Origin of the sequence: Streptomyces sp. NPDC005963 (assembly GCF_040638655.1) — a bacterium.
Lineage (GTDB): Bacteria > Actinomycetota > Actinomycetes > Streptomycetales > Streptomycetaceae > Streptomyces.
Genome location: NZ_JBEXVD010000009.1, coordinates 160,856 through 182,202 on the forward strand (window position 1 = coordinate 160,856; position 21,347 = coordinate 182,202).

The 21,347-nt window shown below is 68.7% G+C and carries 15 protein-coding genes and 1 pseudogene; 8 read left to right on the forward strand and 8 right to left on the reverse strand.

The window, feature by feature from the left end; all coding sequences use genetic code 11:
- Positions 1-72 precede the first annotated feature (72 nt).
- A complete protein-coding gene (locus ABZ348_RS15590; protein ID WP_358933208.1) occupies positions 73-1,077 on the forward strand; it encodes a LacI family DNA-binding transcriptional regulator in 1,005 nt (334 codons plus the stop codon).
- Between the two features lie 17 nt (positions 1,078-1,094).
- Here the strand turns inward: ABZ348_RS15590 and ABZ348_RS15595 are convergent, their stop codons facing one another.
- Complete coding sequence (locus tag ABZ348_RS15595) at positions 1,095-1,538, reverse strand: ATP-binding protein (RefSeq protein ID WP_358933210.1); 444 nt, start codon at positions 1,536-1,538, stop codon at positions 1,095-1,097.
- A 239-nt stretch (positions 1,539-1,777) separates the two neighbouring features.
- Between ABZ348_RS15595 and ABZ348_RS15600 the strand changes: the two genes are divergently transcribed.
- On the forward strand, positions 1,778-2,632 hold the full coding sequence (locus ABZ348_RS15600; protein ID WP_358933212.1) for a helix-turn-helix transcriptional regulator: 855 nt from the start codon (positions 1,778-1,780) through the stop codon (positions 2,630-2,632).
- Between the two features lie 10 nt (positions 2,633-2,642).
- Entirely contained in the window at positions 2,643-2,843 is a 201-nt protein-coding gene (locus ABZ348_RS15605; RefSeq protein WP_358876854.1) for a DUF397 domain-containing protein, read from the forward strand.
- A gap of 164 nt (positions 2,844-3,007) precedes the next feature.
- On the opposite strand, the gene ABZ348_RS15610 is transcribed toward ABZ348_RS15605, so the two are convergent.
- A complete protein-coding gene (locus ABZ348_RS15610) occupies positions 3,008-4,372 on the reverse strand; it encodes a VCBS repeat-containing protein (protein WP_358933214.1) in 1,365 nt (454 codons plus the stop codon).
- A gap of 179 nt (positions 4,373-4,551) precedes the next feature.
- Positions 4,552-5,235: pseudogene (locus ABZ348_RS15615) on the reverse strand (glycosyltransferase family 2 protein); the annotation flags it as partial.
- 167 nt (positions 5,236-5,402) lie between these two features.
- On the opposite strand from ABZ348_RS15615, the gene ABZ348_RS15620 reads away from it, so the two are divergent.
- Together ABZ348_RS15620 and ABZ348_RS15625 are read left to right on the forward strand one after the other, a co-directional pair.
- Entirely contained in the window at positions 5,403-6,173 is a 771-nt protein-coding gene (locus ABZ348_RS15620; RefSeq protein ID WP_358933216.1) for a sporulation protein, read from the forward strand.
- 196 nt (positions 6,174-6,369) lie between these two features.
- Positions 6,370-7,272 (forward strand): hypothetical protein, encoded by a 903-nt coding sequence (locus ABZ348_RS15625; protein WP_358933218.1) that lies wholly within the window; start codon positions 6,370-6,372, stop codon positions 7,270-7,272.
- 114 nt (positions 7,273-7,386) lie between these two features.
- Here the strand turns inward: ABZ348_RS15625 and ABZ348_RS15630 are convergent, their stop codons facing one another.
- The 5 genes from ABZ348_RS15630 to ABZ348_RS15650 form a co-directional block, all read right to left on the reverse strand.
- Positions 7,387-8,724, reverse strand: a complete 1,338-nt coding sequence (locus ABZ348_RS15630; RefSeq protein ID WP_358933219.1) for an MFS transporter — start codon at positions 8,722-8,724, stop codon at positions 7,387-7,389.
- A gap of 91 nt (positions 8,725-8,815) precedes the next feature.
- Positions 8,816-9,331 (reverse strand): hypothetical protein, encoded by a 516-nt coding sequence (locus tag ABZ348_RS15635; protein WP_358933221.1) that lies wholly within the window; start codon positions 9,329-9,331, stop codon positions 8,816-8,818.
- A gap of 239 nt (positions 9,332-9,570) precedes the next feature.
- The gene (locus tag ABZ348_RS15640; RefSeq protein ID WP_358933223.1) at positions 9,571-10,809 is read right to left on the reverse strand and encodes a hypothetical protein; all 1,239 of its coding nucleotides are present in this window, start codon (positions 10,807-10,809) and stop codon (positions 9,571-9,573) included.
- A 274-nt stretch (positions 10,810-11,083) separates the two neighbouring features.
- Positions 11,084-11,257, reverse strand: a complete 174-nt coding sequence (locus tag ABZ348_RS15645; protein WP_358933225.1) for a hypothetical protein — start codon at positions 11,255-11,257, stop codon at positions 11,084-11,086.
- Positions 11,258-11,709: 452 nt separating this feature from the next.
- On the reverse strand, positions 11,710-12,789 hold the full coding sequence (locus tag ABZ348_RS15650; protein ID WP_358933226.1) for a helix-turn-helix domain-containing protein: 1,080 nt from the start codon (positions 12,787-12,789) through the stop codon (positions 11,710-11,712).
- 282 nt (positions 12,790-13,071) lie between these two features.
- Between ABZ348_RS15650 and ABZ348_RS15655 the strand changes: the two genes are divergently transcribed.
- The 3 genes from ABZ348_RS15655 (at position 13,072) to ABZ348_RS15665 (ending at position 21,336) form a co-directional block, all read left to right on the forward strand.
- Positions 13,072-13,662: a hypothetical protein gene (locus tag ABZ348_RS15655; protein ID WP_358933228.1), complete on the forward strand. Its 591-nt coding sequence runs from the start codon at positions 13,072-13,074 to the stop codon at positions 13,660-13,662.
- Positions 13,663-13,985: 323 nt separating this feature from the next.
- A complete protein-coding gene (locus ABZ348_RS15660) occupies positions 13,986-16,082 on the forward strand; it encodes an SPFH domain-containing protein (RefSeq protein WP_358933230.1) in 2,097 nt (698 codons plus the stop codon).
- Between the two features lie 202 nt (positions 16,083-16,284).
- Positions 16,285-21,336 (forward strand): DNA repair ATPase, encoded by a 5,052-nt coding sequence (locus tag ABZ348_RS15665; RefSeq protein WP_358933232.1) that lies wholly within the window; start codon positions 16,285-16,287, stop codon positions 21,334-21,336.
- Positions 21,337-21,347: the final 11 nt, after the last annotated feature.

Consider the following 21,347-nt stretch of genomic DNA (forward strand, 5'->3'; position numbering starts at 1 on the left):
GGACCGTGCACAGCGCTCGGGCCGTCCGGTGCGCACGTTCCGGACCGCTGGCCGGTTCCGTACCCTGAGCGCGTGTCCCGCGTGACGATCGCCGATGTCGCCCGTGCCGCCGAGGTCTCCACCGCTACGGTGTCGAACGCCCTCAACGGCACCGGCCGACTGACCGCGTCCACGCGCACCCGGGTACGTGCCGTCGCCGCCTCGCTCGGGTACGGCGGCCCCACCGCCTCCCGCACCCTCGCGCTCACCGTCACCACCTACGGCCACCGGCGCTGGGACTTCGCGGACGTCCCCTTCTTCGCCCAGGCCATCGCGGCGGCGACCGCCGCCGCCCACAAGCGCGGCTACGCCCTCACCGCACTCCCCTCGGCACCCGACGACTCGATGTGGTCGGCGCTGCCGGTGGCGGGGGTCCTGGTGCTGGACAGCCCCGGCGACGACCCGGTCGTACGGATCCTGCGATCGCGGGGCCTACCGCTCGCCTTCGACGGACACCCCACCGAGCCGCGCACGGGAGAGGTGTACGTGGACAACGACCACCGGGCCACCACCCATGAAGTCCTCGACCACTTCGCGGCCCAGGGATCCGACCGCGTCGCACTGATCGCGGGAGTCGCCGACGACCACTACACGCGCACCTGTGTGGCGGCCTACCGGGAGTGGTGTGCGGGGCGCGGGGTCCCACCGCGCGTCCTCCCGATGGCCGTGGGCGACGAGGACGGCCACACGTACGACACCGTCCTGTCGGGCGCGGACCGCCCGAACGCGATCTACGGGCTCTACGACCCGTGCGGACGGCGCGTCCTGGCATCGGCCGCGCGCTGCGGCCTCTCCGTCCCCGCCGATCTGCTGCTGGTCTGCGCCAGCGAGGACCCGTCCTACGCCACCGACACCCCGACCGCGCCCGCGGTCTCGACGGTCTCCCTCGACCCGCGCCGCACGGCCAGTACGGCGGTGACGGCCCTCATCGACCTCATCGAACACCCCCAACAGGAACCCGCATCGGTGACCGTCCCCGCCCGACTGCACATCCGCGCCTCCTCACTCCGCGAACGGGCCTCCGCCAGCAGGACATAGGGGCACGGTGAGCGACATCAGCCCTCCTCCGACCCTCGCGTCAACACCACGAACCAGACGGTCTTGCCCCTGCTCCGGGGCCCACCACGAGGAACCACGCCCCAGGCGTCGGAACACGCCTCGATGAGGGTCAGCCCCCGCCCGTGCTCCGCGTCCGCCCGCGGATCGGCGGGCGCGGGCAGCCCACCGGGGCGATCGTCGTGGACCTGGACGAGCACGGACGCCTCGATGATCAGACTGTCGACGCGGATCATCGAACTGGTGGTGTGCCGATGGGCATTGGCGACCGCCTCGGAGAGACAGAGCAGCACATCATCGGCGATCACCGGGTGCGATGCCCGCAGCGGCCCGGTGAGCCACTCGCGCGCATGTCTGGACGCGACAGGTGTATTGGGGATCTGAAACTGCAACTGCCCGATGCCACGGGCGGATTCGAGCGTTAAGGCTGATGAGGGTGTCATGCCGTGTCTCCCAACGCCGCTGGTACCCGCGCGCCCGCCACCGCGGCTTGGCCGCTGCCGGACCCGCGAGGGCACACGGCAGAGACTGCACTGCGGTGAGTTACCGGCTGGCTACGCGGTGCTGTCAGTGACCATAGGGGTAAATGTTTTCCCGGGCAAGGTTTGGCCATTGGTCGCGGAGAGGCACCACCCCATGGCACGGTTACGGAACGCATGGAGCGAGGAAGAGGAAGGAACTCATGCCGCCGAGGGACAATCCGACCACCCGTCAAATCCGGTTAGGCGCGGAACTACGCAAGCTTCGCGAGGCGGCGGGCAGGACTGCGCGCGAAGCTGCGGCGCTGCTCTCGATCGACCAGACCAGGATGAGCCACACCGAATCCGGGCGGGTCGGCATCACGGAAGAACGCCTACGGCGGTTGGCGACCTTCTACCAATGCGACGACGAGCGCCTGATCGATTCCTTGTGCGGGATCGCGAAGGAACGGCGCGGCCAGTTCTGGTTCGACGAGTACCGAGGCGTCCTCGCCCCAGGCTTCCTGGACATAGCAGAGTTGGAGTGGCACGCCCGAGCACTTCGCTCCGTCCAGAGCGTGACCATGCCAGGTCTACTCCAGACCGAAAGCTACGCACGCACCCTTTTCACCAGCGTGTGGCCGCGTCTACCCGACGACGAGCTTGAGGCCCGCGTGGAACATCGGCTGAGGCGGGCAACGATCCTCGATAGCAAAGAGCCACCGCCCCTGATGGCGGTTGTTCATGAGGCAGCACTCAGAATGCGGTTCGGCGGGCGGGATGTTACGCGCGAACAGCTTCACCACCTCTTGGACATGACTGAGCGGCCCGAGGTGACCGTACGAGTGATCCTCTTCGCCAACGAGAGCTTCACCGAGGCCACTCAGCCCGTGCTCTATGCAGACGCCGAGGTCCCGCAATTGGACACAGTGCGCATCGATAGCGCGATCGGTGGACACTATCTGGACGCGGAAGCAGAGTTGAAGAAGTACAGAGTGTTGCTCAACATGGCAACACACGCTTCGCTCGACCCGACAGAATCACGCAAGATCATTCGTAGCATCGCGCGAGAACTGTGAGGGCAGAGACTTGAGCGCACCCATTAGCTGGCAGAAATCAACGTACTCAGGGGCCCAGGGAGAGGACTGCGTGGAGATAGCCCAACACCACGACACCATCCTCATCCGCGAGAGCGACACCCCCAACACCGTCATCACCACCGACCGCGCCAAGCTCGCCGCCTTCATCCAAGGCGTCAAAGCAGGCGAGTTCGACCACTTCCTCGACTGACACCGACCGGGTCGCCGACTCATACCACCCACCCGGTCCGGACAGGCTCAGCACGGATCTGGCGTCAGCAGGTGGTGCGGTTAGGCGTGACATATCGCAGTGCGGGCGGCGTGCTCGGTACAGCGCGAGGCGCTCTACCGAGCACGCCGGTTGGGCCCGACGCGCTACTGAAGGCTTCCGTCAATCAACTCCGGGGCGACCTCGGTGATCCCTTGGGTGGAGATCCCGCTCTTGCCACCCAGCATCAGAAGCGAGGAGCTCGTGGAGCGTGCGAGGAGGTCCGCGTGGCCGTCGCCGTTCAGGTCACGCAGTCGAACCGACACACCGAGCTCGTCGTCCTCCCTGGCGGATCCGGGAACCCCTGCCGTGGAACGGGTGATGAACTGCGATCCGGTGCCTGACAATCCGCCCTTGCCACCCCGAAGGACATGGAGAGCTCCGGCGAACGAACGGCCGCCAACAGTTTCGCCATAGGCACCGAACGCAAGGTCGGAATGGCCGTCGCGGTCGATGTCTCCCGCAGAGAGGGAGGTGCCGAACCGATCCATTCGTCCTGGTGTGCCGGTGATGCCCGACGTGGACTGGGTGATGCGAGTCGCGGTACCGGGGCCGCTGGAGCCGCCCCTCCACACGGTGACCGACCCGGAGTTGTTCGCGTCCCACGGATTGCCCACGGCGATGTCGCCGTAGCCGTCCTTGTTGAAGTCAGCGATCACTCCGTTGAGGCTGACGTTGTTGTCGGCTCCGAGCCGCTGGGACTTTCCAGGGGTGATCTTCGTGCCTCCCTTGAGGAACCACGCTTCGCTCACGCGCACCTTGGGATCCGACGAGAATCCCAGTACGACCAGGTCAGTGGCCTTGTTTTTGGTGACCGCGCCCGCGATAAGCCCGGTGTCCCACAGTGTGGGGTGGTCCGGGCTCGTCACCTTCTCGCTGATCGCTTGCCGGGTGAACGTGCCCTGGTAGATGTGGGTCCTGCTCCGTCCGATCACGGCGAGTTCCGGCCTGCCGTCACCGTTGAAGTCACCGGCGGCCAGGGATACCCCGAATGTGGCGAAGGGCGCCACAGCCACCTTGTTGGGGACGGCCGTACCACCGTCGAGGCCGTTCTTGGAACCCCACAGGACAGTTACGGTGCCCTGGTTCTGGTTCTGGCCAATGTCCTCGGAAGGAGCTGAGACGGCGAGGTCGCCGTAGCCGTCACCATTGAAGTCAGCAGCGGCACTCCGCTTGCCGAACTCGTCATCCGTCTCGCCGGTGCCAGGGACACCGGGGCTGGACTGGCTGATCACCTGGGTCTTGGTACCAGGTCCCTTCGCGGTGCCGAAGATGACCTTCACCGCGCCACCGCGCGGGCTGTTCGTGTCTTGGAATGCGGCGAAGTCGCGGTAGCCGTCGCCGTTGAAGTCATCGGGATACTTGGCCGGCTTGGTCGCGGCACTCGCCGCTCCCGCAGTGACGGCCAGCAATCCACCTGTCAGGGCGACGGAAACGGCGGTGGCGAGGGTGAGCCGAAGGTGTCTGTGCATGAACGGCTGAAGTCTCCTGTGCGGTGCGGGACCCCGACGGGCCCCGAGGCTTTCGAACGAGAGAGCACACGTTGCGATGAAGCGAAGACCCATCAACCGGGCGAATGGTTGTACGGGCCCCGTACACCGGAAGGTCGGACTTCAGCACGAGCGCGGACGCGCACCAGCAGCGCAGACGATCAGATCACCGGCGGGCGTCCCAGGCGGGTCATGCGCCACACCGTCCGCCATCGCATCGGGCGGCGCGGCGGACAGGGAGTACGGACTCCCTCGAAGAATCCGGCCCACCACGAGGCGAGACCGGCCAGGGGTGGCCTGCGGGCCAGGGTGTAGAGCGCCCACGACGTGAGGTACACCGGGATCAGGACCGCCGGCAGATGGCGTTTGGCCAGCCACACTCGGTTCCGGCCCGTGTTCCGGTAGTAGGCGCCGTGGCGGGAGGGTTCGGTACTGGGGTGACGCAAGAGCAGATCCGCCCGGTAGTGGATCTCCCAATCCGCGTCCAGCGCCCGCCAGGCGAAGTCGGTTTCCTCGTGCGCGTAGAAGAACGGCTCCGGGAACTCGCCCACCTCGTCGATCACGCTCATTCTGATGGCGTGCCCGCCTCCGAGGAACGTCGTGACCTCACCTGAACGGGTCGGATCGGACGAGCCCAAGCGGGGAACATGCCTGCGCTGCGTCAGACCGTCCTCGTCCACGATCCGGAAGCTCACCACTCCAAGGCGCGGGTTCTCGACGAAGGATCCCCGGATCAGCTCGAAGGTGTCGGTCCGAGGCAGAAGGCCGTCGTCGTCCAGGACCACCACGACATCGACACCGCCGTGTTCCCGAAGCCACCGGACCCCGGCGTTCCGGCCAGCGGGGCTCGACAATCTCCAGTTGGGCGCGTTCCCCCGGCCCCGAACCCTCCCCGCCGAACGGAGAGTTCCACGTGATGAGGTGGAGCAACTCGGCAGATCCAGCCAATAATGACCCGGGTTGCGCCGACTGTGCGCGAACCAGCCAACGGTGTTCTGGGGAGGGCCCGTAGATGGTGTTCAAGAGGCTGTTCGGTAAGAGCGGCACTACGGCGGAGGTCGAGACGGAGCTCGCTCCAGGCCCCGTCCAGCCGGGCGGGCTGCTGAAGGGCGAAGTGTGCGTACGCGCGGTGGAGGGGGTCTTCAAAGTCGACTACCTCGGCCTTGACCTCGGGGTTCAGGCCGATCAGTACCAGGGGGGACACCAACACCGGTCCCTTGGCCGGGTGTATCCCGGATTCGGCCGGGTGACACTTCAGAGCGGTGAAGAGCGACGCAAGACCTTTGAGGAGCGGTTGAAGTGGGAGACGCCGCTGACCGAGATTTCCGGTCAGACGGTCGGTGTGGTGCTCGGAGTGCACACCGAACTTGAGGAGGAGGGCGGAGAGCGTGAGCAGCGGGACTACGACCTGGTCCACGTCGCCGCGCTGCCCCTGCACGAGGTGGTCTTCAACGCTCTGGCTGGCGCGGGCTACTCCTGGGAGTTCTCCCAGGTGAAGGAGGAGCGGGTGCCGAACACGGAGTCACACCTCTACTGCCATCAGGTCTTCGCCCTCAAGGACCAGTTGAGCACGGCGGACCGTCCGGAATCGTTGGAGTTGGCGTTCGTCACCAACGCCGTCGGCTGCGAGATCCATCTGCGGCCCGGCGCCCCGGACCAGTTCTACTGGCGCGACAAGCCTCCGGCCCGTCGCTATCTCGCGGCCCACCACGACGTGGGCAAGGTCGACTTCGCGTTTGAGGCCCGTAGGTGGGTCGAGGAAGCGACGCAGTCGGCTCACTGACGCGTTGCCACCCGGACCCGGCTGGTGCTCGGGCGGGCTTCTGCCGGTCCCCGCGGGCCGTTGGTCCGGGTGGGCCGTTGGTCCGGGTGGGTCGTCGGTCGCTGCGCGGTGGGCGGATCGACCCGCGACTTCGGGACCGGGGGTCGGCATGGGCTCACGCGACCTGCTGTCAGTGACGGCTGGCAGCATCACAGGGATGAACATCACCCGCACCACCCCTCCGCGACCGCTCGACATCACCGCGCTCTTTCCGCAGCTGGCGCCATGGGCGCGCCCGGCGACCCGGTTGCACCCCCGCTCCGGGACCCCTTCACCACACGACAGTTCGGTCGGCGGGCCGCTTCTGTGGCCCGCCGGGCAGCCGTGGCCGTACTGCGACAAGTGGCACGAGGGACCCATCAGCCCCTTGTTGCCCGTGGCCCAGCTGTACACGCGCGACGTACCCCTGCTGCGACCGCCCCACCGGCCGGGCGGACATCACGATGTGCTCCAGGTGCTGTGGTGCCCTTTCGAGCACCCTCCCGAGTACAAGCCTCCGACCCAGCTGTTCTGGCGAACCGCAGCCGACGTCACCGACATCCTCGCCGCGCCACCCGAGCCGTCCGAAACGGAGTACGACGGCTATCTGCCGAAGCCTTGCGTTCTCGCGCCCGAGCAGATCATCGAGTACCCCAACTTTCTGGCACTGAGTGGGGAGTTGCAGCAGCGTCTGAGTGACTGGAGCGCGTGGCGGGAGGCGGGCGTCGCGGTGGACGACTCCTATGAGATCGCTCCGCAGGAGTTCTACATGGACGAGCTGTCCACTGCGCCCGGCTGGAAGGTCGGCGGCTGGCCGCCGTGGGGCCTCACCGATCCCATCGCCCGGTTCTGCATCACCTGCGGCGCCGCGATGGACCCGCTGCTGACGATCGCCTCGGAGGAATGGAACAGTGATCAGGAAGGGTGGATCCCGTACGAGGATCAAGGCCGTGCCTCGCTCGACGACGACAGCGCGGCTAACCCGCCCGGGGTTCAGGTCTCGGATGCCAACCATCTACAGCTCTACGTCTGCTCGGACGCCCTCGGCCCGGGGCATCCGCACACCGACCTGATCCAGTGAGCGATCACTGAAGTCCCCCAGGGACACCAGGTACGCCGCGTATCGGGTGAGGCCCGACGCAGCACCGCGCAGGCCCCGGCCCCGTACGAGACGGTGGGCTGGGGACCGTTCGGTCTATCTGGTGCGTACGGAGTCGTCCTGGGCGGGGGCCGTGAACGGGGCCTTGGTCGTCGGGAGCCTGAGCAGGGCCGTCAGCGGGGCCAGTACCAGGATGAGGAAGCCGCCCGAGAGGGCCAGCAGGTCATAGCCGCCGCCTGCGAACACCAGGCCCGATGCCATGCCGCCGGCGGCTCCGGCGATGGCGAGTCCCACGTCCACGGTGCCTTGGGTGGCGGCGCGGGTCTCCGGGGGAAGGGCGTCGGCGACCAGGGCCGTGCCGCTGACGAAGCCCATGTTCCAGCCGGTCCCCAGCAGGATCAGCGCCAGGGACATGGCGAGCGTCGAGTGGCCCGGGGCCAGGGCGGCGACGAGGGCCGCGGCGAACATGGTCACGGTGCCGAGCGTGGCGGTGAAGGGGCGGCCGATGCGGTCGGCGAGGATGCCGGAGATCGGCGACGACAGATACATCGCGCCCAGGTGGAGGCCGATGACCATGCCGGCGGCCTGGGTGCTGTGGCCGTGGTCCGACATGTGGATCGGGGTCATCGTCATGATGGCGATCATCACGATCTGGCTGAGGACCATGACCGTCACACCGGTGATGAGGATGCGGCGCTCCGCGGGCGGGATGGCGGCACGCGCCGTCGCCGCGTCGGTCCCCGCCTGGTCGTCCGCCGCGCGTTGGGCATTCGCTTCGGCCGAGAGCGCGCGGGCGACGAGCAGCGGATCGGGTCTGAGGAAGGCCCATACGAACACGGCCGCCGAGCCGAAGGCCAGGGCGGCGAGCAGGAACGGGCCCGACAGTCGCGGCAGCCCCCAGTCGGCGGCCAGATCGCCCGTCACGCCGACCAGGTTGGGCCCGGCGATGGCGCCGGCCGCCAGGGCGAACAGGACGGTGCTGACCGCACGGGCCCGCCGCTCGGGCGACGCGAGGTCCGCACCGGCGTAGCGGACGAGCAGGATCGTCGCCGTGCCTATGCCGTACACGAGCAGTCCGACGCAGAGCAGGGGGATGCTGTCCAGTTCGGTGGCCAGGACCACGCCCAGACTGCCGATCGTTCCGGCGATGTAACCCATGGTGAGGCCGGTCCTTCTGCCCCAGCGCTGGCAGGCGCGCCCGACCGCGACGGCCCCGAGGGCGGCACCCGCCGTGAACAGGGCGCTGGGGATGCCCGCGAGCCCCGTGGAGCCGAACATCTCCTCGGCGAGCAGGGCCCCGATGGTGATGCCGGCGGCGAGCCCCGCGCCGCTGAGGATCTGGGAGAAGACCAGGACGGTGAGGATCCGGCGTTGGGCGGGATGTTCCGTGGGGCCCGTCGGCTTGTGCCCGGTGGTGCTGGTCGGGGACGTCATCTACTCGCTCCTCGCGTCCCCCCGGAGCTTGCGGTGGCCCCGGGGGCTTGGGGTGGCCCCGGGGCACGGGGAAGGGCAGCGCTCGCGCGCGCTACGCCGCCGACGCTGCGGGCTCCAGGGCCGAGATCTCCTCCAACGACATCTCCATGCGCTGGTGGAGGAAGCGGACGATCGTCCAGTGTGGCAGCGCGCCCTCGTCGAAGGGGCCGAATTCCTTGCAGTACAGCGGAATCCAGCGCAACGCCTCCTCGATGGACTGCTCCCGACCCGGCTCCTGGGCGTAGTCCTCGTAGCCGATGCTGCGGTGGTGGATGAAGAACCGGCCGGGCAACTTCTCCTCGCACAGCTCCACGTATTCGCGGGTCTGGAGGATGAGGTAGTGCCAGATCTCGTCGATGTGCTGCTCAACGGGAAGGAACAGGCCGCTGAGTTCGGTCCGGTAGTAAGAAATGAGATAGAGATAACGCATACACTCGACCACTTGGCGTTCGACCTCTTCGGTCGTACCGCCCGTGTCCTTCACGAAGTATTCGACGACTTCGGCGTGAAGGGTTTCGCCGAGGAGGTTCGTGAGATCGGCTTCGGTGACGAGTTCCGTTGTCTTCATGACTCTCCAGAGAGGGGTTTCGGCGTTCGGCCGTGAGCACGATGACCGGGTATCCGGTGTCGCTCGCTGGTGTTCCCATGGTGTGGACCGGTTTTTGCGCGGCCTGTGGTGAGAGGCGTCGGGTCGTGGGCAATTCCGGATTCCGGCTCCCGATACCGTTTCCTGACTCCGGGGAAGAGCTCCGAAGGTGGGAGTCAAGAGTCAGGGGTGTCGAGAGCCGGATCGGAAACCTGGGGGGTCTAGGAATCCATCTTGAGCCAGGCGTACTTGCCTGATGTCCCAATCGGTATATGCGTGCGGTGTTCGGTTCCGCAACGGAATCCGGTGAGTTCGCCGATGAACTTCTCCAGACCGGCGCTCTCCGAGGGTTCGAGCGGAACCCCGTCGAAAGTGCTGTACAGGAGTCGGAAGTTCTCATCGGCGCCGCCGCGCAGTTGGTAGAGGAAGACTTCGGGCGCCGCGGTGCTGATGGCGTCGTCGAGGTCCCCCTGGGAGACCAGGCCGTTCGGCGTGGGCAGGAGTTCCTTCTCCCGGCCGCAGAAGCGGGTGACCTTCGCGGGGTCGGTGGAGCCGTCGATGGTGCGGACGCAGTCGCCGGAGCGGTAGCGGATGAGCGGCATGTGGGGGCTGCGCAGGCTGGTCACGATGAGGCTGTGGATGTGACTGCCCGGCGCGACGGGGACCAGCTCCAGGCTCATCCGGTCGAGATGGGGGTGGTAGCGGCCGGTGTGGTCGCTGTAGTAGAGGTAGCCCAGCTCGGTGCTGCCGAACAGGTCGACCACCGGGCAGTCCATGTACTGCTCCAGATAGGCGCGGACGTTGGCCGGCGTGTACTCGTAGGCCGTGATCACACTGGCCGGCTGCGGGAAGCCGTCCCACAGGCCCCACTCGCGGGCCTTGCGGATGAGATGCGCCAAGTGGTAGCCGGAGCAGTCGAGGTGGTAGCGCCCCAGCGGATGGGCCAGCTGCTCGGTGCGGATCTCGCCGATCATCCGCTCGACGTCCTCGCGCAGCCAGAGTTCCGGATCGAGCCGGAGGTTCAGGTAGATGGTTCGCTCGTCGAGCCGCCGGTCGTCGAGGCCCGGTACGCCCTCCGGGACCCCTCCCCGCTTCTTGGCGTTGACGCGGGCCACGTGTTCGGTGGCGAGGAGCGTGGTGAGCGAGACGCGGCGGCACCCTTCTTCCCAGGTATCCGAGATGTCAGGGTGCTCGCTCCAGAGCCGGTAGTAGGTCTTCAGCAGGAAGTAGGGCGGCCGAATGATCTGCATGCGGGCGTGGTTGGTGCCGGTGGAGAGGACGAACTCCGCCTCGCCGGCGTCCAGCGCCTCGGCCAGCCGTGGAGTCATCCAGTTGTCCGGAAACCCATCGGCTATCTCCGGCTTCTCCAAGATCGGGAAGAAACCCTGCTCGATCGACTTCTGATAGATCGGGATGTCCCGGATCTCATCGATGATCTCGGAGCTCGGCTGACCGTCCACGTTGACCTTCAATCGGCTTCAAAAGGACTTAACACTAAGGGGATATGGCTCACTCGGGATGTCGGGGAACTCTCGGGAGCTCGCTGGAATCGCCCCGCTCAAGCGCGTCGACGTAAACGGCCCGAGGAAGTTCGGAGCGGGAGACGTACGATCGGCTGGTTTCGAGAGCTCGGGGAAATCGAAGGGAAGCACCGGGGTTACGGAAGTAATTCCGAGGGTGGGCCGGGCAGCGACGAAGAATCACCGCCCGGCTCACACTTACCCGAAGGATCCGTTAGGAAATACAGCCGGCCTTCGGCGCAGAGCTGATACAGCCCGACTTGGGCGCGGAGCTGATACAGCCCGACTTGGCGCTGACACAGCCCGACTTGTCAGCCGCGGCCGAGTTCGCGGAGTTCCACGCGCGCCAGTTCTCTTCCTGCGCCAGCTTCTTGATGAGGCGTTCCATAACGGACCTCCAGTGTGATCGGGTGAACGGCGGTGGCCGCTCTTCCGGTTTCCTGGAAGCTATGAGTAACCAATGGCCATGTCAATGGATTGTCGAATGAGAGAACACTCATCGATTTCATTGAGTACTGGGAAGCCCAATCACTTTCAGACAGAACAGGCACGCGGCATATGCCGAGTGTGTCGTACATTCTTATCCGGCTTGTCCCCTATTGACGCTCTGGTCGCCGATTCCGGATACGGATACATTCCACGGCAGCCGAATACCGGGCGAAGGGGTCACGGCATGACAAGCCGACGGAACGATCTCCATCGACACCGACGCGGGGAGCCAGAAGCTTACCCATGATTGGTCTGGACCAATCATGGACGCCCTGGCCGGTGCGCCGCAGGACTGCCGGAACTCCCCTACCATCTCACCCTGCGTGCATCCGCCGGCACGCTGAATGATCGTCAGTTTGCGTGCGCCGAGCCCCACTTCTGTTCCGGCCACCCCATCAACCGTGCGCCGATCACCGCGGTCTGGAGCGTGTAGCGGTGCACCGGATCGCCCGGGTCGGCCCCGGTCAGCCGGCGGATGCGATCGAGGCGGTAGGTCATCGCCCGGACGCTCAGCGAGAGCCGGCGGGCCGCCTCCGCAGCCACGCATCCGGTGTCGAAGTAGGCGGTCAAGGTGTCCAACAGCGGCTGGGCACCACCCCGAGCCTGGCTCAGCGGTCCGAGCACGCTCTCCACCAGGTCCTTCATCGCCTGTCGGTCCCGGGTGAGCACCGGATACACCAGCAGGTCCGCGGCCCGCAGCACCGGATCCGGCAGGTCCATGGTGGTCGCCAACTCCAGTGCGTTCAGCGCCTCCTCATAGGAGTGGACGACTCCGCCCGCCCCCGGGTGGGCCCGGCCGATCGCCACGCGTCCACCGTCCGTCGCCGCGTACGCCTGTTTGGCGAAGAAGCCGAGCACCTCGTCCTGATCCGCAGGTGCGATGCAGATCAGCCTGCCGTCCTTGGTGGTGAGGAGGATGCTGCGGTGCCCGAACCGGGCGATCAGCGCGGACTCCACCTGCCGTGACACCGGAAAGCCGTCTTCGTACGGCTCGGGGCCCTGCGCCACCGCCACGGCATGGGCGTGGGAGAGCAGCAGCCCGAAGCGTTCGGCACGCTGGGCAAGGCGCCCGAGATCGCTGCGACCGTAGAGAAGGTCGTCGATGAACTCTCGGCGCGCCGCCTCCTCCTGGCGGACGGCGAGGCGCTGCGCCCGCTCATGGCCGGCTGCGAACGCGTCCACCGCCTGCTCGACCACGGCAAGGAGGTGCTCGGCGGCCTGGTTCGACAGTTCGGGGCGGACCGCTTGGGCGGCGGTGAGTTGGGCGCGCACCAGGAGTCGTAGCCCAATGCCCGCTTCGGCCGCCCTCTCGCCCCGGACGCGCAACGATTCCAGCTCATCGCGGCTCAGACGGCGACCGGTGGCACACGCGTTCGCAAGGATCTGGGCATACCCCGCCAGATGATCCTCGAATATCTCCTGGTCCGCCACGATCAACTCCCCCTCTTGACGCTTTCCTAACGCTCTCCCGGCAAGAGTGTCATGTGCACCTACCGGCCCGCGACCGGCATTAAGGACGCGTAAAGACTGCCGGAGCACGGCAATGCGAACAGGCGTGCCAATCGACAAGAATGAGCTCCACGGACGGCGGGGGGCCTGCTCCATGCCGGACAGCGGAAATGGGGATTCCGCCTTGCTGCCCGCGGAGCGCGGGCCCGACGGAGGCGGGACGACGAAGGGGCCGGACACGGCCGGGGTGAAGGGGGATCAGAGATGGGCGAGTTCCTGGACCATGTGCTGCGCTTCCCGACCATGTTGTTCAGTGCCGCCCTCGTCGTCGTGATCTTCTTCTGGCTCATGGTGTTGGTGGGCGCGGTCGGTCATGACTCGTTCGACACCGATCTGGACAGCGGCACAGTGGGGCTGGGCGGAGTGCCCGTCGCCGTGTCCGCGTCGCTGGTGATCGCACTCACCTGGACGCTCAGCCTGGTCGGATCGGTTCTGCTGGCCGATCTGAACACCTCCCGATGGCTGCACCAACTCCTCCTCGTCGCCCTGCTGCCCGCGTCGGTCCTCGGGGCGTGGTGGCTGACCAGAGGGGCCGTCCGACCACTCGCCGCCCTCTTCCCCGACGAACCCGGGCCGTCCCGCGTCGACTTCGTCGGACTGACCTGCACCATCCGCACCAGGCGGGTCGACGAGGACTTCGGTCAGGCCGAGGTCACTTCGTCGGACGGCTCCACGGCACTGGTCCAGGTGCGCCGCAGCGGTCTTGACGTGACGGCCGCGCTCGCCCTCGGCAGTACGGGTCTGCTGTACGCCTACGACGAGGTCGGCGAGTTCTTCTGGGTCGCGCCCCTCTGATCCGAAGAACACAGCAGGTCCGAAGAGCACGGCAGGTCCGAAGAGCACCGCTGATCCGAGGGCCATGCCGGCCCGGACGGCATGGCTGATTCGGCCGGCACGACCGACCCGTACGGCAGGACTGGACGCAAGAAGACGCAGGGCGGTCCCGTGCGTCCGTACGCGTGCCGGTTCCTCCCTCCCGGGCCCGGTCCAACGGGCCTGACCCAACGAGCCCGGTCCAACGGGCCTGATCCACCACCGACTCCGTGGGGCCACGCCCCACCGGTGTCATCCGATTCCGCGCCGGGCCCAGGCCCGCCCGCCCTCACCAGGGAACCCCTATGGACGCCATCACCGTGGGCATCGGCCTACTCATCGCGCTGGTCCTCTTGATCGCCGTCGCCATGCTCTTCGTCGTCGGCCGACTGTTCCGCAAGGTGGAACAGGGCAAGGCGCTGATCGTCTCCAAGATGCGCACCGTGGACGTCACGTTCACCGGCCAGGTCGTGCTACCCGTCCTGCACAAGGCCGAGGTCATGGACATCTCCGTCAAGACCATCGAGATCTCCCGCACCGGCCGCGACGGGCTGATCTGCCAGGACAACATCCGGGCCGACATCCGCATCTCGTTCTTCGTACGGGTCAACAAGACCGTGGAGGACGTCATCAAGGTCGCCCAGGCGATCGGCACGGCCCGCGCCAGTGATCAGGCGACCTTGCAGGAACTCTTCAACGCCAAGTTCTCCGAGGCGCTCAAGACCGTCGGCAAGCAGTTGGACTTCACCGACCTGTACACGAAGCGGGACGAGTTCAGGGATCGGATCATTCAGGTCATCGGCACCGACCTCAACGGCTACAGCCTCGAAGACGCGGCCATCGACTACCTGGAGCAGACCCCGCTGGCCCAGCTCGACAGCAACAACATCCTCGACGCCCAGGGCATCCGGAAGATCACCGAGCTGACCGCGGTCGAGCACGTGCGCACCAACGAGTTCCAGCGCAACGAGGAGAAGGAGATCACCCGGCAGAACGTGGACGCCCGGGAAGCGATCCTGGAGCTGGAGCGGCGGCAGGCCGACGCGGAGATCAAGCAGCGCCGCGAGATCGACACCGTACGGGCCCGGGAGGAAGCGGAAACGGCTCGGGTGGTCGAGGAGGAGCGGTTGCGCGCGCAGAGCGCGTTCCTCAAGACCGAGGAGCAGTTGGGCATCCAGCGGGAGAACCAGAACCGTGAGGTCGCCGTCGCCGCGAAGAACCGCGAGCGCGTGATCGCGGTGGAGAGCGAGCGGATCGAGAAGGACCGCCTGCTGGAGGTCATCGCCCGGGAGCGTGAGACGGAGCTGAACCGGATCGCCGCCGAGAAGGAGTTGGAGGCGGAGCGCCGCGAGATCGCCGAGGTGATCAGGGAGCGGATCGCGGTGGACCGTACGGTCGCCGAGCAGGAGGAGTCGATCAAGCGGCTGCGGGCGGTCGAACAGGCCGAGCGGGAGCGGCAGTCCGTGGTGATCGCGGCCGAGGCCGAGGCGCAGGAGAAGCTGGTCAAAGACATCAAGGCCGCGGAAGCCGCCGAGCAGGCCGCCGTGCACCGGGCGGCCGAGGAGCTCACCCTCGCCGAGGCCCGCACCAAGGCGGCCGACCTGGACGCCCGCGCCAAGATCCGGCTGGCCGAGGGAATCCAGGCGGAGGCGGCGGCCGAGGGACTGGCGGCCGTCCGGGTCCGGGAGATGGAGGCGACCGCCATCGAGAAGACGGGCCGCGCCGAGGCAGATGCCATGGCGGCCCGCATGAAGGCGGAGGCGGACGGGACCGCCGCACAGCTCACGGCGGAGGCGGAGGGCAACCGCGCCAAGGCGCTCGCCGACGCCACCGCGATCGGCGAGAAGCTGAAGGCGGAGGCGGCCGGTCTGACCGAGAAGGCCGCGGCGATGGCCGCACTGGACGAGGCGTCCCGCACCCACGAGGAGTACCGACTGCGGTTGGAGGCGGAGAAGGACATCAGGCTCGCGGGGCTCGATGTGCAGCGGCAGATCGCCGAGGCGCAGGCCACGGTCCTCGCCACAGGTCTGGAGAACGCCGACATCGACATCGTCGGCGGTGACTCGATCTTCTTCGACCGGCTCGTGCAGTCGATCTCCCTGGGCAAGGGCCTGGACGGTTTCGTGCAGCACTCGCAGACCGCGCAGACGCTTGCCGGTCCCTGGTTGGACGGCTCGTCGTCCTTCACCGACGACGTGACGTCGGTCCTGGGCTCGGTGTCCACGTCCGATGTGCAGAACCTGACGGTCTCCGCGCTGCTGATGCAGCTGATGAAGGGCGGCGGCGAGCACAGCGGCCAGTTGCGGCAGCTCCTGGACGCCGCCCAGCAGCTGGGGATCGGTGACGCCTCCTTGGCGTCGCTGACCGGGCAGCGGCCGATGAACGGGGTCGTGAAGACCTGAGCTCCGGTTCCGGGTCGATGCCTTCGGGCGGGACCCGGAGCCGGGGAGGGGGCAGCTGCCGCGCGGGGGGCGGCAGCTGCTCCCCTATGCCTTCCGATCCGCCCGTGACCACCCCGGGCCTGTCCCGCGTTCGATCGGCTGCGGCGCACGTCCCCGTGTACCGCAGCCGTGTTGTGAGGAGCTGAACCAGATGGAGATCGGGATGGACAGGACGGACGCGAACGGCACGGGCGGGAACAGCCAGGGAGCGGTGGGCGGGAGCGGGCGACGAGCGGTGGGCGGGAGCGGGGGCGGGCGACGAGTGGCTGGCACGGACGGCCCGCCCGAGGTCCGCTCGGACTCCGGCACCCCGGACTCCGGCACCTTGAACCCCGGCACCTCGGGCTCCGGCACCTTGAACCCCGGCACCTCGGGCTCCGGCACCTCGGGCTCCGGCACCTTGGACCCCGGCACCTACGAGTTGCTGCGGGACCGGCTCCGCGGCCGTGCGACCGAACTCGCCCGCCGCGCCGACGCGCTCAACACCGCACGCACCGCCGCGTTCGGCTCGACCGATCTGCAACTGACGGCCACCGAGACGCTCACCGTCGAGACCCCCGGCCACCCCCGCGATCTGGTCGCCGTCGGGGATACGTTCCTCTTCGGCAGCGACCCGTCCGCCGCGCTCACCCCCCGTACCGCCGTCGGCGATGTCTTCAGCCTGCACGGCAGCACCCGCGAGCCGCTTCCTGCGGACGCCGTCCCGGGGCTGTTGGACGACCCCGCGTTCATCGCCGAGTTCGCGTCCCTGTGCCGCTACTTCCAAGGCGCCCGCCTGATCCGGCTGCACCGGGTCGAGGACCGGCTGTTGGCCGTGTTCCGGAAGGCCGCGGAGGGCGACGGCACGGGCGGGCGGGCCGACGCCGTGCGCGTGCTGCGGTGGGCGCTCGACCCGGACGGCACGGTCCGCTTCCTGGACGGCCGAGGTGACCGCGACCTCGCCCGCACACCCCCGCACGACATCGAGTGGACCGCCCTCCAGCGCGACAGCCATGTCCTGGGCCGCCACCCGCACATCGCCATCGGGGACGACCTCTACGTCTCCACCGTGGGCGGCTCGCTCACCCTCAAGGTGGAGAACGACACCGAGAGCGCGGACGGAATCCATCGCGAGCCGGTCGACGAGCCTCTTCAGGCACTCGCCGACGCGGATGTCTCGTACGCCCGCGTCGGCCCCCTCCTGCTGCTGCGGGTCAGGCCCTACAAGGAACTGCACGATCGCCATCTGGTGTTCAACACGGTCACCCGCACGGTGGCCCGACTGGACGCCATCGGCCCGTCCCCTCGGCGGCTCCCCGACGACCAGGGCATCGTCTTCCCCGGCGGTTACTGCCTCGCCGACGGTGAGGTGCGCGTCTTCGACGTCGACGCCACAGGGCTGGAGTTCGAGACGGCCCAGCCCTCCCCCGGCGGCGAGGACGTGCTGTACGTCTTCCAGGACCCGGGCGGCGGTCGGGCCCTGCTGATGGCGTACAACACCATCCGCAAGGAGGCGGCGAGCCCGCTGGGGGGCATCGGATACGCGCTGTTCGACGACGGCACGCTGATCCTGCTGCGCGATCCGCAGACCGACGAGCCCTCCCGGGTCCATCAGATCCAGCTGTGGCGCAGCCCCTATGTCGGCGCCAGCCACCGGGCACCGGCCGGCTCTGGTCCGCTGGCCCGCATCGGCAACGCCGATCTCGTCCGCGGGATCTCCGACTGTCTGTCCATCGCCCGCCGGGCCGTCGAGACCACCCCCACCACCGAGGTGTACGAGTCCTTGGTGGCGCTCTGCTCCCGCACCGTCGACCGCTACCACTGGCTGGACGACCCCGACACCGGTGATCTGCGCGGCCCGTTGGAGGAGGTACGCACCAGCGCCGTACAGGTGTTGGGGGAGTTCAGGACCGTCCAGGCCCTGACCGCGCAGGCCGCCGACGCACTCGCGCGGATGACGGAGCGGATCAGCCGGCTGGTGCGCCGCATCCGGGGCGAGGCGCCCGCAGGGGCGGAGGAGTGGGTGGAGCGCATCGCCGAACTACGCACCTGCCACGGGCACGTAGTAGGTCTGCGGGAGATGCGCTACGCCGACACGGAGGCGATCGACGCGCTCGTCCGACGCATCGAGGACGACACGGCGTCCGCCGCGCGGCGGGCCATGGCCTTCCTCCAGCGCGAGGACGCCTTCACCCCGTACCACGACGAGGCCGAGGAGGTCATGGCCGCGGCTGCCCAGTCGGCGACGGTGGCCGAAGCGGACGAGGCCGGCGCCCGGCTGACGGAACGCGTCGACGGGCTGCGGGCCCTGACCGAGTCCGTGACCGGGCTGGAGAGCGGTGACACAACGATCCGCACGGCGATCCTGGAGCGGATCGCCGAGGCCATGGGCGCGCTCAACCGGGCCGCGGCGACCCTGCGCGCCCGCCGCCGTGAACTCCTCGACCAGGAGGGCAGGGCCGAGTTCGCGGCCGAGTTCGCCCTGCTCGCCCAGACGGTCACCGGCGCCCTGGCCGCCGCGGACACGCCCGACGGCTGCGATGACCAACTCGCCCGCCTGCTGCCGCAACTGGAGACCCTGGAGTCCCGGTTCGCCACCCACGACGACTTCCTCGACCGGATCGCGCAGAAGCGCACCGAGGTGTACGAGGCGTTCACAGCCCGCCGGCAGACGCTCGACGACGCCCGGGCCCGGCGCGCCCAACGGCTGGCGCAGTCCGCGGAACGCATGGTGGAGGCGATCACCCGACGCGCCGCAACCCTCCCCGACGCGGACGCCGCCCATGCCTACTTCGCCTCCGACCCGCTGCCGGTCAAGGTCCGCCGTACCGCCGACGAGCTGCGGGAACTCGGCGACCGGGTGCGCGCCGACGAGCTCGAAGGCCGGCTGAAGGCGGCCCGCCAGGAGGCCGCACGGGCCGTCCGGGACCGGACCGAGCTGTTCGCGGACGGCGGCGACACCATCCGCTTCGGCAGCCATCGGTTCGCCGTCACCACGCGCACCCCGGAGTTGACCGTCGTGCCGGACGGCGGCGCACCGGACGGCGGCCTCGCGTTCGCACTCACCGGCACCGACTACCGCGTCCCCGTCACCGACCCCGCCTTCGCCGCCACCCGGCCCTACTGGGCGCGCACCCTGCCGTCCGAGTCGCGCGAGGTCTACCGCGCCGAGCACCTGGCCGCCCGGCTGCTTCCCGGGGCGATCGCCGGCGGCGACGTACGGGAGTTGGTACGGGCCGCCGCCCAGTCCTCGTACGACGAGGGCTATGAGCGGGGCGTCCACGACCACGACACCGAGAAGATCCTGGGGCTGCTCCTGCGGCTGCGCGCGGACGCTGGGCTGCTGAGCCATCCGGCGGCGGCCCGGGCCGCCGCCCAGTTGTTCTGGGCGCACGGCACGACCGGGGTGCAGCGCACGGGCTGGTCACGGCAGGCCGTGTCACTGGCCCGGGCCGCGGAGGTGTTCGGCGCGACGGGCGCGACGGACGGACTGCGGGACGAGATCGCCGCCGCCCTCACCGGATCCGGGCTACCGCTGCACCACCCCGGCGCGGCCGACTACCTGGTCGCGGAGCTGGCCACCGGAGAGTCGTTCACGACCAGCGGCACGGCCCGTGCCCTGCTGGACAAGTTCACCCGGGCGGTGGGCTCCTGCCCCTACGAGGACGATGTGCGGGCGCAGTTGGCCGAGGGGGAGGTCGCGGCTGCGCACCGGCTGGTCGAAGGCTGGCTGACGGCCTGGGCGCGGACGGCCGGCGAACACACCACGGCGGGCGACATCGCCGAGGCGGCGGCGATCGAGCTGACACCGGGGCTGGTGCGCCACGACGTGGACGCGTCCGTGACCGGCACGGCGGGCCCGCTGCTGGGCGAGCACCCGAGGATCGTCCGGGGTGCGCTCACCGTCCGGCTGGACGAGTTCCTCTCCCGTACGGCCGACTTCGCCGCCACCGGCGTGCCCGGCTTCCGGGCCTACCAGCAGTTGCGCGGCGAGTTGGCCGCCCGGGAACGCGCTCGGCTGCGGCTGGACGACTACCGGCCGAGGGTGATGTCCGCCTTCGTCCGCAACCGCCTGGTCGACGAGGTGTACCTACCGCTGATCGGCGACAACCTCGCCAAACAGCTGGGGGCGGCCGGAGACGCACGACGTACGGACAGCGGCGGGCTGCTGCTGCTCCTGTCCCCGCCTGGCTACGGCAAGACGACGCTGGTCGAGTACGTGGCCGAGCGGCTCGGGCTGCTGCTGGTGAAGGTGGACGGGCCGGCGCTCGGCCGGCACACCGTCTCCCTCGATCCGGCGGAGGCGCCCGACGCGGCAGCGCGCAAGGAGGTGGAGAAGATCGCGTTCGCACTGGAGGCGGGCAGCAATGTGCTGCTCTACCTCGACGACATCCAGCACACCTCGCCCGAGCTCCTCCAGAAGTTCATTCCGCTGACGGATGCGACCCGCACCCTGGGCGGGCGCGATCTGCGCGGCAAACGGTTCGCGGTCTGCATGGCCGGCAACCCCTACACCGAGTCGGGTCAGCGGTTCCGCATCCCCGACATGCTCGCCAACCGGGCCGACGTGTGGGACCTCGGCGATGTGCTCACCGGCAAGGAGGACGCGTTCGCGTTCAGCTTCGTCGAGAACGCGCTCACCTCACACCCGGTGCTCGCTCCCCTGGCAGGGCGAGCCCGGGCGGATCTGGAACTACTGGTGCGCCTGGCGTCCGACGACCCGACGGCCCACCGCGACCGGCTCACCCATCCGTACGCCGCCGAGGAACTGGAGCGGATCGTGAACGTCCTGCGGCATCTGCTGACCGCCCGCGCGACCGTGCTCGCGGTGAACGCCGCCTACATCGAGTCCGCGGGCCGCACCGACAGCACCCGGACCGAGCCACCGTTCCGCCTCCAGGGCTCGTACCGTAATCTGAACCGGATCGCCCAACGGATCAGCCCGGTGATGAACCCCGCCGAACTGTCCGCCGTGATCGACGACCACTACGCGGCCGAGGCCCGCACCCTCACGGCGGACGCGGAGGCCAATCTCCTCAAACTGGCCGAACTCCGCGGGCTGCTGGACACCGCAGGCGCGAACCGTTGGGCGCGGATCAAGGAGGTGTACGTACGGGAGTCACAGGGCGGCGAGTTGGAGCGGGCCGTGGTGGCGCTGGGCGTGCTGGCGGAGCGGCTGGCGGGCGTGGAGTCGGCGATCGTGGGGCGGGGCGGCCCGACCGCGAGCCCCGGATGAGCCCCGGAGGC

Coding starts and splice junctions, on each gene's coding strand:
- ABZ348_RS15630 (WP_358933219.1), bottom strand. CDS start 8,724: ATGACGTCCCCGACCAGCACCACCGGGCACAAGCCGACGGGCCCCACG.
- ABZ348_RS15645 (WP_358933225.1), bottom strand. CDS start 11,257: ATGGAACGCCTCATCAAGAAGCTGGCGCAGGAAGAGAACTGGCGCGCG.
- ABZ348_RS15625 (WP_358933218.1), top strand. CDS start 6,370: ATGAACATCACCCGCACCACCCCTCCGCGACCGCTCGACATCACCGCG.
- ABZ348_RS15595 (WP_358933210.1), bottom strand. CDS start 1,538: ATGACACCCTCATCAGCCTTAACGCTCGAATCCGCCCGTGGCATCGGG.
- ABZ348_RS15635 (WP_358933221.1), bottom strand. CDS start 9,331: ATGAAGACAACGGAACTCGTCACCGAAGCCGATCTCACGAACCTCCTC.
- ABZ348_RS15655 (WP_358933228.1), top strand. CDS start 13,072: ATGGGCGAGTTCCTGGACCATGTGCTGCGCTTCCCGACCATGTTGTTC.
- ABZ348_RS15600 (WP_358933212.1), top strand. CDS start 1,778: ATGCCGCCGAGGGACAATCCGACCACCCGTCAAATCCGGTTAGGCGCG.
- ABZ348_RS15620 (WP_358933216.1), top strand. CDS start 5,403: ATGGTGTTCAAGAGGCTGTTCGGTAAGAGCGGCACTACGGCGGAGGTC.
- ABZ348_RS15610 (WP_358933214.1), bottom strand. CDS start 4,372: ATGCACAGACACCTTCGGCTCACCCTCGCCACCGCCGTTTCCGTCGCC.
- ABZ348_RS15660 (WP_358933230.1), top strand. CDS start 13,986: ATGGACGCCATCACCGTGGGCATCGGCCTACTCATCGCGCTGGTCCTC.
- ABZ348_RS15665 (WP_358933232.1), top strand. CDS start 16,285: ATGGACAGGACGGACGCGAACGGCACGGGCGGGAACAGCCAGGGAGCG.